The organism is Streptomyces sp. NPDC005791 (assembly GCF_042871485.1).
Taxonomy (GTDB): Bacteria; Actinomycetota; Actinomycetes; order Streptomycetales; family Streptomycetaceae; genus Streptomyces.
Window position 1 is genome coordinate 464,460 of sequence record NZ_JBIAIP010000001.1, and the last position, 12,037, is coordinate 476,496.

Genomic DNA, 12,037 nt, shown 5'->3' on the forward strand with positions numbered 1-12,037 from the left:
GCTTTGCCCTGTTTTGCTTGCTTTGGTTTGTGGTTTCGGAGCACTTCGGAGGACACCAGTGGGACGACTCTTCGGCACGGACGGCGTGCGCGGTGTCGCCAACGCGGATCTGACAGCCGAGCTCGCGCTCGGACTCTCGGTCGCGGCGGCGCACGTACTCGCCGAGGCGGGCACCTTCGAAGGGCATCGGGCGACCGCCCTGGTGGGCCGCGATCCGCGTGCGTCCGGAGAGTTCCTGGAGGCCGCCGTCGTGGCCGGCCTGGCCAGCGCAGGTGTGGACGTCCTGCGCGTCGGCGTGCTGCCCACGCCCGCCGTGGCGTACCTCACCGGAGCGCTCGGCGCGGACATCGGTGTCATGCTCTCGGCCAGCCACAACGCCATGCCGGACAACGGCATCAAATTCTTCGCCCGTGGCGGCCACAAGCTCGCCGACGAGCTGGAGGACCGCATCGAGACGGTCTACGAGCAGCACCGCACCGGCGAGCCGTGGGCCCGCCCGACCGGCGCCGGAGTGGGCCGGGTCACCGACTACGCCGAGGGCTTCGACCGCTACGTCGCGCACCTCATCGGTGTCCTCCCGAACCGGCTCGACGGGCTGAAGGTCGTCCTCGACGAGGCGCACGGTGCCGCCGCCCGGGTCTCGCCCGAGGCGTTCGCCCGTGCCGGGGCCGAGATCGTCACCATCGGCGCCGAACCGGACGGCCTCAACATCAACGACGGCTGCGGCTCCACCCACCTGGAGCTGCTGCGCGCCGCCGTCGTCGAGCACGGCGCCGACCTCGGCATCGCGCACGACGGTGACGCCGACCGCTGCCTGGCCGTGGACGGAAACGGCGACGAGGTGGACGGCGACCAGATCCTGGCGGTGCTCGCCCTCGCCATGCGCGAGGCCGGACAGCTCCGCAAGGACACCGTCGTCGGCACGGTCATGTCGAACCTCGGCTTCAAGATGGCGATGGAGCGGGAGGGCATCCAGCTCGTCCAGACCGCGGTCGGTGACCGTTACGTCCTGGAGTCGATGAAGGCCGAGGGCTTCGCGCTGGGCGGGGAGCAGTCCGGCCACGTCATCGTCCTGGACCACGCCACGACGGGTGACGGCACCCTGACGGGGCTGATGCTGGCGGCCCGGGTGGCCGCCACCGGACGTACGCTCGCCGACCTGGCGGGTGTGATGCAGCGCCTCCCCCAGGTCCTCATCAACGTGCCGGACGTCGACAAGTCCCGCGTGGACACCTCTCCGGAGGTCGCCGCCGCGGTGTCCCAGGCCGAGCGTGAGCTGGGCGACACCGGGCGGGTGCTCCTGCGCAAGTCGGGCACCGAGCCGCTCGTACGGGTCATGGTCGAGGCCGCCGACCTGGAGCAGGCCCGCACCGTCGCCGGGCAGCTGGCCGACGTGGTGAAGTCCGCGCTCGGCTGACCGACCGAGGCTCAGGCGGACGGCTCCGGCTTCACGGCCGGGGCCGTCCGGCGTCCAGCGCCCGGACGATGCGGGCCAGGTCGTCCGGGGCGGCCGCGAGGCGGACCGGTCGGCCCGCGTCGTCGAGTTCGGCGATGTGCCAGCTCCGGTCGACGGTGTCGCCGTCGCCTCCCCGGGCACGCCGCACGCACGAGACGGTCAGCCGCTCCACCGGGATCCGTCTCGCCGCGAACCGGCCCGGCCCGGGGTGCGGTGTCACCGCCGGCGGGCCGTCCCCCAGCACTATGTGGGAGCCGAAGCCGTTCGGGTTGTAGTCGGTGTGCTCCAGGAAACGGGCGGCCAGGAACCGGTCCGCCTCGTCCGGCGACAGCTCGTCCCCGCTCGCCGCCGCGTTCCCGGGAGTGCGGACGCGCGTGGCGTACCAGGCCCAGGCGGACATGCCCAGTGTCGCCACCGCGCCTGAGGCCGTCCACGCGACGGTCACGGTCGAGCCGAGCGGATCCGTGGGGTGGAGGTAGCAGAGCGGCAGCAGCCACACGGCCGTACCGACGAGCGCTCCCGCGAAGGGCAGGGCCGAGGGCAGGACCTCGTCGTCCGGCAGCCGCCGCCCGCGTCGGCGGATCAGCACCCGGGCGGCGGGGTAGCCGGCGCCGAGGGCGAGCCCGGCCGCGATGACGGCGAGCTCTCCGCCGCCGGGGAAGTGCTCGCGCCACACGTGGTGCTCTCCGGTGACCTCTCTCACCTGGTGCCGCCAGACGGTCAGTTCGACGCGGTCACCGGGCTCGAAACCCCGGGCTGCGTCCTGCGAGACCCCGAGCCGTTCGAAGGGCCCGCCGTCGGCGAAGTGCAGCCGGCTGCTCTGCCTCAACCCGCCGACCTCCGTCCGCGCGATCACCGCAGGCTGCGTGCTCAGGCACTCACCCCGCTCCGCGGCAGGAGCGCCGGCGGCGCGGAGGGCGGCCGCCGTCCACGCCTGTTTCTCCGACGCGGCGACCGGCACGAACCACGCGGCCAGGCCCGCGCCCGCCAGCAACAGCACGCACAGGACCGCCGCCACGGCAGACCCACGCCCGGCGGTGCGGTACGAGAGGACGGGGACGTGGCTCGTCTCCGGGTCTCCGTGACGGCGGTGCAGCGCGCGGAGCGCGTCCAGCCGGGCGTCGAACTCCGGGCGGTCGTCGCAGGACCCGCTCAGCGGCAGGGGCAGCCGGGGTGTGCGTCCGTCGCGCAGCAGCACACTGACGCGGTGGATCTCCTGGTTCCGCCCGTACTGGATGTAGACGCGCAGGTCGGCGATGTCGGACCACGCCAGGTTCCGGCGGCGCAGCAGCGTGCGGGAGCGCAGGCCGTCGGCATCCGCGCTCACCCGCACGGTGGCCGCGTACAGGCAGACGAGGCCGAGCAGCGCGAGCAGCAGGCCGAGGCCCACCCACACGTCCAGGAGCGTGCCCCGGTACACGGCGCGGACCGCGGCCGAGCCCACCCCGGCAGCCCCCAGCGCGACGAGGCACCATAAGGCGCGTCTTCCGAGGGGACGGCAGATCACTTCCCGGTCATCGTTCATGCCGGGATCGTGTCATCGGCGGGCCCGCTCGCGCTTGTACGGTGTCCGGCAGCTTCGGGGCCCGCGACACTGCCGACCCGTGTCCCGTGTCCCCTGACCAGGGGCCGTGGTCATCCGGAGACGTCGGCCGTACGCCGGTCCGCCGGGGCCGTCCCGCGCTGCCTGTTCCACAGCGCCTTCTGGACCAGCAGCGTCAGCGTCCCGGCGAGGACGATGCCGCCCAGGTTGGCCAGCAGCTGCCCCGAGGACCCCCAGGTCTGCTGGAGATCCTGATAGCTGAAGGCGACGGAGGCATTGGCGGCCGCCGGCACCGTGGTGACCGAGATGGCCACACCGACCAGGGCCCCGGACTTCGCCGATGTCAGCGAGAGGGTCCCCGCGACGCCCGCGAGCAGCGCGACCACGAAGGACATCCAGTCCGGGTGCCAGATGAACCCGGTGTTGGGCCGCTCGGCCTTGACCATGTCCTCCGTGAACAGCCCCAGTGCGTCCAGCAGCCAGGCGAAGCCCGCCGTCAGCACCATCGCCACGGCGAAGCCGCCGACCAGTGCCCACAGCGACCGGGCGACCAACCGGGGCTCGCGCTGCACCAGCGCCGTCGAGATGCCGGCCAGCGGACCGAACTCCGGGCCCACCGCCATCGCACCCACGATCAGGACCGCGTTGTCCAGCATCACCCCGCACGCGGCGAGCATCGTCGCGAGGGCGAGGAAGGCCACATAGGTGACGCTGAAGGTCGACTCCTCGTGGGTCACCTCGCTCAGCTCTTCCCAGAGCACGGCGTCCGCGCCCTCACCCGGGGCCGAGCGTTCGGCTTCGTCGGCGCGCTTGGAGAGGGTGAGGTCCATGTTCTCGACGGTGATGGAGCCGCAGTCGTCGATCTCCATCCTCCGCAGCTCGCCGATGAGTTCGTCACCGGCTTCCCGTGCCACGTCGCACAGGACCACATCGCCCACCGGGCTTCGCGCGGCGCCCGCGAGCACCGCGAGATGGGCGGTTCCCACGGTCCGTTCCATGAGTGCGACCACCTCGTCGGTGCGGTCGGCGGGCACGATGAGGCGCAGATGCAGCACGGTGCACCCTTTCCGGAGTCAGAGCTTGCGCAGTGACAGACGCTGGACCTTGTGGTCCGGCCCCTTGCGCAGCACCAGAGTGGCACGGCCGCGTGTCGGCGCCACGTTCTCCAGCAGATTGGGCTTGTTGACGGTCCGCCACATGGTGCGCGCGTAGTCCAGCGCCTCCGCCTCGGAGACCTGCGTGTACTTGCGGAAGTACGAGAACGGGTTCTGGAACGCCGTCTCGCGCAGCCTGCGAAAGCGGTGGAGGTACCAGGTCTCGATGTCCTCGGCGCGCGCGTCGACGTACACGCTGAAGTCGAAGTAGTCCGCGAGCCCGACCCTGGTCCGGCCGTCCTTGCCGGGCAGCGCCGGCTGCAGCACGTTCAGCCCCTCGACGATCAGGATGTCGGGGCGGCGCACGGTCAGCCGCTGGTCCGGCACGATGTCGTAGATCAGGTGCGAGTAGACGGGCGCCGTCACCTCGTCCTTGCCGGCCTTGATGTCGGCGACGAACCGGGTCAGCGCCCGCCGGTCGTACGACTCGGGGAACCCCTTGCGCGACATCAGGCCCCGCGCCTCCAGCTCCTTCATGGGCAGCAGGAACCCGTCGGTCGTCACCAGCTCCACCCGGGGATGCTCAGGCCAGCGCGCCAGCAGCGCCTGGAGGATGCGGGCGCTGGTGGACTTGCCGACGGCGACACTTCCCGCGACCCCTATGACGAAGGGGGTGCCGCGCTGCTCGCCGTGCCCGTTGCCCGCGTCACCCAGGAAGGTGTTCAGGGCGCCGCGCAGGCCGGAGGTGGCCTGGACGTAGAGGTTGAGCAGCCGGGAGAGCGGCAGATAGACGTCCCGCACCTCGTCGAGGTCGATGACGTCGCCGAGGCCGCGCAGCTTCTCGACCTCCTCGGCGGTGAGCGGCAGCGGGGTCTTGTCACGCAGGGCGCTCCACTCCGCCCGGGTCAGGTCGACGTAGGGCGTCGGCGCGTGCTCGGTGCGGCGGGGGCTCCGTGCGGGCGAGGTGATCACGTACTCATTGTTGCGGGAGTTTTGACGGAGTGGGGGGTGGGGTCGGTCACGTGGGCCCGGTCGCACGGGCGGCGGCCTGTTTGTGGATGGCCTGCGATCGCTTGTACATGACCCACATCGCTTGAAGTGAGGCGCCGGATGTCCGTCACCCAGATCGACATGGACGATGACGCGCTGGAACGCACCATGGCGCTGTCCAGAGCCAGGACCAAGAAGGAAGCGGTCAACCTTGCGCTCCGGTACTACGCGGACCAGCAGGACCGTGCGGCGCGCATCAGCCGGCACTTCGAGCGGGCCCAGCGCTGGGGTGCTGTGGAGGATGCCGAGCGCCGCCACCGTGCGGTGAAGGACCATCGGTGATCCGACTGGTCCGCGTGGAGCGCGCGCCCGTTCCTCTACCACGACACCACCGCGGCCAAGGGGGCGGTGTCAAGCGCTGGGCCAAGGCCACGGTCAACGACTCGCCCGAACCGGTGACGAAGGGCAAGACGATCACCGTCACCGGCAGCCTCAAGCGGGCGGACTGGGTGAAGCACACGTACACCGGTTACGCCGGTAAGACGGTCAGCCTGCAGTTCCGTAAGAAGGGCAGCTCCGTCTACTCCACCGTCAAGACGGCCGCGTCGTCGAGTACGGGCGCGCTGAAGACCACCGTCAAGGCATCGGTCGACGGCTACTGGCGCTGGACGTTCGGCGGTTCGTCCACCTCGGGCACGGCCACCGCCGCCGGCGACTTCGTCGACGTGCGCTGAGCAGGACCGTGCCGACGGGCCCCCTCGCGCGGGGGCCCGGCGGCACGGCGACCGGGTCCTGGAGCGGCCCTCAGAAGCACAGTGGGAACGGCTCGTACTTTGAGTGGCTCCTACTTCAGCGAGATGGTGCGCCCTTCACCGGGCGCGGTCGTGATCTGCGTGTTCTCGTCGCCTCTGGTCAGGTGGTCGACGCGTGGCGATGACCGAGCCGGGCCCGGAGCGCAAGGGCCATCCGGTCCGCCCGGTCGGCTGTCACACGCTCGGACTCCGGGGCCCGTAGCAACTCGAACACCCTCGGCCCCCGTTGCTCCTGCGGCAGCTCCGCCGTACGCGGCACGATGTGGAAGTGCACATGGGCGAAGCCCTCGGCCTCGGCGAACTGGACGACGTAGGTCTTGTCGCAGCCGGTCACGTCGCGGAGCGCCCGGGAGAGGCGGACCTGCCACGTCCCCAGCGCGGCGGCCTCCGCGTCCGTGAGGTCGTGGACGGCCGTGACGTGGCGGCGCGGCAGCAGCACCAGCCAGCCCGGGAGCGCCGTGCCGAAGGCGTGGGCCACCCGCCAGTACTGGTCGGAGGCCACACGCTCCCGGGGCGGCAGTGCGTCGAACTGTGCTTCCTTTTCGCACGGGTAACACGCGGGTGGCGTCATGGTCCCGGAGCGTAGAACCGTACGGCCGGGCACGCACCGGGTTACGCCTCATCTCCTCCGCCGTCCGAAGAGTGTGCCCAGCCGGACGCAGGCCGCTCGATCGGGGTCGCCACCCCGGAGCCTTCGCGGCTGACGACACGTTCACGGGCGGGGCGGACACTTTTGGCGCAGCGGCAGGCGCCTCCGCACCGCCCCGGCCGGGGGGACCGGCCGTATGGTGACGATATGTGTGGAATCGTGGGTTACGTCGGGACGCAGTCGGCGCAGGACGTCGTGGTCGCGGGGCTGAAGCGGCTGGAGTACCGGGGGTACGACTCCGCGGGGGTCGCCGTCCTCGCGGACGGGGGGCTGGCCTCGGCGAAGAAGGCCGGGAAGCTCGTCAACCTGGAGAAGGAGCTCAAGGACCGGCCGCTGCCCGCCGGTAACACCGGGCTCGGGCACACCCGTTGGGCCACGCACGGCGCGCCCACCGACGCCAACGCCCACCCGCACCTCGACAACGCGGGCCGGGTCGCCGTCGTGCACAACGGGATCATCGAGAACTTCGCGGCGCTGCGCGAGGAGTTGGCCGGGCGGGGCCACGGCCTGGCATCCGAGACCGACACCGAGGTGGTCGCCCATCTGCTCGCCGAGGCGTACTCCTCGGGCGGTGACCCGGCGGAGGCCATGCGGCAGGTGTGCCGGCAGCTGGAGGGCGCGTTCACCCTGGTGGCCGTACACGCGGACGAGCCCGACGTGGTGGTGGGGGCCCGGCGGAACTCGCCGCTGGTGGTGGGGGTGGGGGACGGGGAGATGTTCCTGGCCTCCGATGTGGCCGCCTTCATCGCGCACACCCGGGACGCGATCGAGCTCGGCCAGGACCAGGTGGTCGAGCTGCGCCGGGACGGGGTGGCGGTCACCGGTTTCGACGGCCGGCCCGCCGACGTACGCGCCTACCACGTGGACTGGGACGCGTCGGCCGCCGAGAAGGGCGGTTACGCCTCCTTCATGCTCAAGGAGATCGCCGACCAGCCCAAGGCCGTCGCCGACACGCTCCTCGGCCGTACCGACGGCTCCGGTTCCCTCCACCTCGACGAGGTGCGCATCCCGCAGGGCGAGCTCCGCGAGGTCGACAAGGTCGTCGTCGTCGCCTGCGGAACCGCCTTCCACGCCGGGATGATCGCCAAGTACGCCATCGAGCACTGGACCAGGCTGCCCTGCGAGACGGAACTCGCCAGCGAGTTCCGCTACCGCGATCCGATCCTGGACCCGCGCACCCTCGTCGTCGCCATCTCGCAGTCGGGCGAGACGATGGACACCCTGATGGCGGTCCGGCACGCCCGTGAACAGGGGGCGAAGGTCCTCGCCATCTGCAACACGAACGGCTCGACCATCCCGAGGGAGTCGGACGCCGTCCTCTACACGCACGCCGGGCCGGAGGTCGCCGTCGCCTCCACCAAGGCGTTCCTGACCCAGCTCGTCGCCTGCTACCTCGTCGCGCTGTACCTGGGCCAGGTGCGGGGCACCAAGTGGGGCGACGAGATCCGCACCGTCGTGCGCCAGCTCTCCGAGATGTCCGGCGCGGTCGAACGCGTGCTGGGGGCCATGGAGCCGGTCCGTGAACTGGCCCGGTCGCTGGCCGCCCACGACACGGTGCTCTTCGTGGGCCGGCACGTGGGTTACCCGGTGGCCATGGAAGGGGCGCTGAAGCTCAAGGAGCTCGCCTACATGCACGCCGAGGGTTTCGCCGCCGGGGAGCTCAAACACGGGCCGATCGCGCTGATCGAGGAGGGGCTGCCGGTCGTCGTCGTCGTGCCGTCCCCACGCGGCCGCTCGGTGCTGCACGACAAGATCGTGTCGAACATCCAGGAGATCAGGGCCCGTGGTGCCCGTACGGTCGTCATCGCCGAGGAGGGCGACGAGGAGGTCGTCCCGTACGCCGATCACCTCATCCGGATCCCGGCAACGCCTACGCTGCTTCAGCCGCTGGTCGCCACCGTGCCGTTGCAGGTCTTCGCCTGCGAGCTGGCGACCGCCCGGGGCAAAGAGGTGGACCAGCCGCGCAATCTGGCGAAGTCCGTGACCGTCGAGTGAGTGAGTGAGCGCGTGATCATTGGGGTCGGGATCGATGTGGCGGAGATCGAACGCTTCGGCGCCGCGCTGGGGCGTACGCCGCAGCTGGCCGAGCGGCTCTTCCTGGAGCGGGAGTTGCTGCTGCCGGGCGGGGAGCGGCGGGGGATCGCCTCGCTGGCGGCCCGGTTCGCCGCGAAGGAGGCCCTGGCCAAGGCGCTCGGCGCACCGGGGGGCCTGCTCTGGACCGATGCCGAGGTGTGCGTCGAGGACAGCGGGCGGCCCCGGTTGGAGGTACGCGGCACCGTCGCGGCGCGGGCGGCCGAGCTCGGTGTCCGCAGCTGGCACGTGTCGCTCAGCCATGACGCGGGGGTGGCGTCGGCCGTGGTGATCGCGGAGGGTTGAGCACATGCGACATGCGTACAGCGTCGAGACCGTACGGGCCGCCGAACAGGCGCTGATGGCACGACTGCCGGAGGGGGCGCTCATGCGGCGCGCGGCCGCCGGGCTCGCGGTGGCCTGCGGTGATCTGCTCCGGCGCAACGGACGGGTGTACGGATCCCGGGTGCTCCTCCTCGTCGGCAGCGGCGACAACGGCGGCGACACGCTGTACGCGGGTGCCGGGCTGGCCCGGCGCGGAGCCGGCGTGCGGGCGCTGCTGACCTCGCCGGACAAGGTCCACGGGGCCGGTCTTGCCGCGCTGCTTGCGGCGGGCGGGCAGGTCCTCGACGGACCGGACCTCGGCGCCTGCGCCCCCGTCGACCTCGTCGTCGACGGCATCACCGGGATCGGGGGCCGCGGCGGGCTGCGCCCCGAGGCGGCGGAGCTCGTACGGGCGGTCACGGGAGGCCATGCGCCCGTGCTCGCGGTGGACCTGCCGAGCGGGGTCGAGGCGGACACCGGCCAGGTGCTCGGCGAGGCCGTACGGGCGGACGCGACGGTCACCTTCGGTGCGTACAAGCCGGGGCTGCTCATCGACCCGGCCGCCGAACACGCGGGCGCGCTCCGGCTCGTCGACATCGGCCTGGCGGCGGAACTCCCCGGACGGCCGGACCTGGAGGCCCTCCAGTACGCCGACGTCGCGGCCCTGCTGCCCGTGCCCGGAGCCGAGAGCGACAAGTACCGGCGTGGGGTCGTCGGGGTGGCCGCCGGCTCGGAGCGGTACCCGGGCGCGGCCGTGCTCGCCGTCGCGGGGGCCCTGCGCGGCGGTGCCGGCGCGGTGCGGTACGCGGGCCCCGGCGCCGGCGCGGTGATCGCCCGCTTCCCGGAGACCCTGGTGCACCCCGGCCCGCCGTCGGAGGCCGGGCGCGTCCAGGCCTGGGTGGTCGGCCCCGGGCTCGGCGACGGCGCACAGGCGGCCGGAGCGGTGTCCGACGTACTGGCGGCGGACGTCCCGGTGCTGGTCGACGCGGACGGGCTGCGGCTGATGGACGCCGGGGCCGTACGGGAGCGGACCGCTGCCACCGTCCTCACCCCGCACGCCGGGGAGGCCGCCGCGCTGCTCGGCGTGGAGCGCGAGGAGGTCGAGGCCGGGCGGCTCGCCGCCGTACGGGAGCTGGCGGCGCGCTACCGCGCCACGGTGCTGCTAAAGGGCTCGACGACCCTCGTCGCGGAGCCCGGGGACACGCCCGTGCGGGTCAATCCGACCGGGACGTCCTGGCTGGCCACGGCGGGCAGCGGTGATGTGCTGTCCGGGCTGACCGGCTCGCTGCTGGCCGCGGGTCTCGCGCCGCGCGACGCCGCGTCGGTGGGCGCCTACCTGCACGGGCTCGCGGCGCGCCGGGCCTCCGACGGGGCGCCGGTCACCGCACAGGACGTCGCGGACGCGGTACCGGCCGCCTGGCGGGACGTGCGGGCCTGATCCAGGCTGGAAGCACGGGAACGGAAGGTGGTCGGCGGTGGGCAGCGGCAGCGGCATCCGCGTACGCAGGGTCTACGACCCTCCGGAGGAGGACGACGGCACCCGCGTGCTCGTCGACCGGCTCTGGCCACGCGGACTCTCCAAGGAACACGCGGCGGTCGACCTGTGGGCCAAGGACGTGACACCGTCGAAGGAGCTCCGCACCTGGTACCACGAGGACCCCGACACCCGGTACGACGACTTCGTGGACCGCTACCGGACCGAGCTCGGCGACCCCGCGCACACCGAGGCCGTCGAGCAGCTGCTCGCCCTGCTGCGCGGGGGCGGCGCCGTCACCCTCGTCACGGCAGTGAAGGACGTCCCGGCCAGCCACGTCCCGGTCCTCGTCGGCCATCTGGAGCAGGCCCTCGACCACCGCTGACCGCCTCACCGGGCACAGAGGTCGAGGGCACAGGCGTACGGCTCTGAGACACTGGGCGCGATGAACGAGACAGCGACCCTGAGAGCCCGTGCCGAGATCGACCTCGCCGCGCTGCGCGCCAATGTGCGCGCCCTGCGCGCGCGTGCGTCCGGGGCACAGCTCATGGCCGTGGTGAAGTCCGACGCGTACGGGCACGGAGCGGTGCCCTGCGCCAGGGCGGCCCTGGAGGCCGGTGCGGCCTGGCTGGGCACCGCCACCCCGCAGGAGGCGCTCGCGCTGCGCGCGGCCGGGATCGGCGGCCGGGTGATGTGCTGGCTCTGGACGCCCGGCGGCCCGTGGCGTGAGGCCGTCGAGGCCGACATCGACGTCTCGGTGAGCGGGATGTGGGCGCTCGACGAGGTCGTCGCCGCCGCCACGGAGGCCGGCGTTCCGGCCCGGGTCCAGCTCAAGGCCGACACGGGCCTGGGACGCAACGGCTGCCAGCCCGCGGACTGGCCGGAACTCGTCTCGGCCGCCCGCGCCGCCGAGGACGCGGGAGCCCTGCGGATCACCGGCCTCTGGTCGCACTTCGCCTGCGCCGACGAGCCGGGCCACCCGTCGATCGCCGCCCAGCTGGGCGTGTTCCGCGACATGGTGGCGTACGCGGAGAAGGAAGGCGTCCGGCCCGAGGTGCGGCACATCGCCAACTCCCCGGCGACGCTCACCGTGCCCGAGTCCCACTTCGACCTCGTACGCACCGGGATCGCGATGTACGGCATCTCGCCCAGCCCCGAGCTGGGGACCCCGGCCGACTTCGGGCTGCGCCCCGTCATGACGCTCGCGGCCTCCGTCGCGCTGGTCAAGCAGGTGCCCCCGGGCCACGGCATCAGCTACGGCCACCACTACACGACGCCCGAGGAGACGACGCTCGCGCTGGTGCCGGTCGGTTACGCGGACGGCATCCCGCGCCATGCCTCGGGCCGGGGCCCCGTGCTCGTCGGTGGCGCCGTCCGCAGGATCGCCGGTCGGGTCGCCATGGACCAGTTCGTGGTCGACCTCGGGGGCGAGCGCCTGGAGGCGGGGGCGGAAGCGGTGCTGTTCGGGCCGGGGGACCGGGGCGAGCCCGGCGCGGAGGACTGGGCCCGGGCGGCGGACACGATCGCGTACGAGATCGTCACGCGCATCGGTTCACGCGTCCCGCGCGTCCATCTCCACGAGGACTCCGGCCGGGACTGACAGCCCGGCCCCAGCGGTGTGGTCA

At 72.7% G+C, this 12,037-nt stretch carries 11 protein-coding genes and 1 pseudogene; 8 read left to right on the top strand and 4 right to left on the bottom strand.

The annotated features are described in order from the left end of the window. Positions 1–58 precede the first annotated feature (58 nt). Positions 59–1,417, top strand: a complete 1,359-nt coding sequence (gene glmM / locus ACFYSH_RS02370; RefSeq protein ID WP_388750417.1) for a phosphoglucosamine mutase — start codon at positions 59–61, stop codon at positions 1,415–1,417. A 31-nt stretch (positions 1,418–1,448) separates the two neighbouring features. On the opposite strand, the gene ACFYSH_RS02375 is transcribed toward glmM, so the two are convergent. The 3 genes from ACFYSH_RS02375 to coaA form a co-directional block, all read right to left on the bottom strand. Then, positions 1,449–2,981, bottom strand: coding sequence for a PH domain-containing protein (locus tag ACFYSH_RS02375; RefSeq protein WP_388750420.1), 1,533 nt, complete (start codon positions 2,979–2,981; stop codon positions 1,449–1,451). 110 nt (positions 2,982–3,091) lie between these two features. Further along, a complete protein-coding gene (locus ACFYSH_RS02380) occupies positions 3,092–4,054 on the bottom strand; it encodes a DUF389 domain-containing protein (protein ID WP_388750423.1) in 963 nt (320 codons plus the stop codon). An 18-nt stretch (positions 4,055–4,072) separates the two neighbouring features. Continuing rightward, positions 4,073–5,065 carry a type I pantothenate kinase gene (gene coaA, locus ACFYSH_RS02385; RefSeq protein WP_359469555.1) on the bottom strand — a complete coding sequence of 331 codons (993 nt, stop codon included), beginning with the start codon at positions 5,063–5,065 and terminating at the stop codon, positions 4,073–4,075. Positions 5,066–5,203: 138 nt separating this feature from the next. Here coaA and ACFYSH_RS02390 point away from each other — a divergent pair, with 138 nt between their 5' ends. Together ACFYSH_RS02390 and ACFYSH_RS02395 are read left to right on the top strand one after the other, a co-directional pair. Beyond that, positions 5,204–5,425, top strand: coding sequence for a type II toxin-antitoxin system VapB family antitoxin (locus ACFYSH_RS02390; protein WP_388750427.1), 222 nt, complete (start codon positions 5,204–5,206; stop codon positions 5,423–5,425). Positions 5,426–5,493: 68 nt separating this feature from the next. Beyond that, positions 5,494–5,817, top strand: a pseudogene (locus ACFYSH_RS02395) (hypothetical protein); the annotation flags it as partial. A gap of 178 nt (positions 5,818–5,995) precedes the next feature. On the opposite strand, the gene ACFYSH_RS02400 reads toward ACFYSH_RS02395, so the two are convergent. Further along, positions 5,996–6,466 carry an HIT family protein gene (locus tag ACFYSH_RS02400; RefSeq protein ID WP_359469559.1) on the bottom strand — a complete coding sequence of 157 codons (471 nt, stop codon included), beginning with the start codon at positions 6,464–6,466 and terminating at the stop codon, positions 5,996–5,998. Positions 6,467–6,691: 225 nt separating this feature from the next. Between ACFYSH_RS02400 and glmS the strand changes: the two genes are divergently transcribed. The 5 genes from glmS to alr are packed head-to-tail and all read left to right on the top strand — an operon-like array spanning position 6,692 to position 12,012. Next, on the top strand, positions 6,692–8,539 hold the full coding sequence (gene glmS, locus ACFYSH_RS02405; RefSeq protein ID WP_388750430.1) for a glutamine--fructose-6-phosphate transaminase (isomerizing): 1,848 nt from the start codon (positions 6,692–6,694) through the stop codon (positions 8,537–8,539). A gap of 12 nt (positions 8,540–8,551) precedes the next feature. Beyond that, a complete protein-coding gene (locus tag ACFYSH_RS02410) occupies positions 8,552–8,920 on the top strand; it encodes a holo-ACP synthase (protein ID WP_145804015.1) in 369 nt (122 codons plus the stop codon). A 4-nt stretch (positions 8,921–8,924) separates the two neighbouring features. After that, complete coding sequence (locus ACFYSH_RS02415) at positions 8,925–10,376, top strand: NAD(P)H-hydrate dehydratase (RefSeq protein WP_359469565.1); 1,452 nt, start codon at positions 8,925–8,927, stop codon at positions 10,374–10,376. A 37-nt stretch (positions 10,377–10,413) separates the two neighbouring features. Further along, entirely contained in the window at positions 10,414–10,797 is a 384-nt protein-coding gene (locus ACFYSH_RS02420; RefSeq protein ID WP_359469567.1) for a DUF488 family protein, read from the top strand. 60 nt (positions 10,798–10,857) lie between these two features. Continuing rightward, the gene (gene alr, locus ACFYSH_RS02425) at positions 10,858–12,012 is read left to right on the top strand and encodes an alanine racemase (protein WP_359469569.1); all 1,155 of its coding nucleotides are present in this window, start codon (positions 10,858–10,860) and stop codon (positions 12,010–12,012) included. Positions 12,013–12,037: the final 25 nt, after the last annotated feature.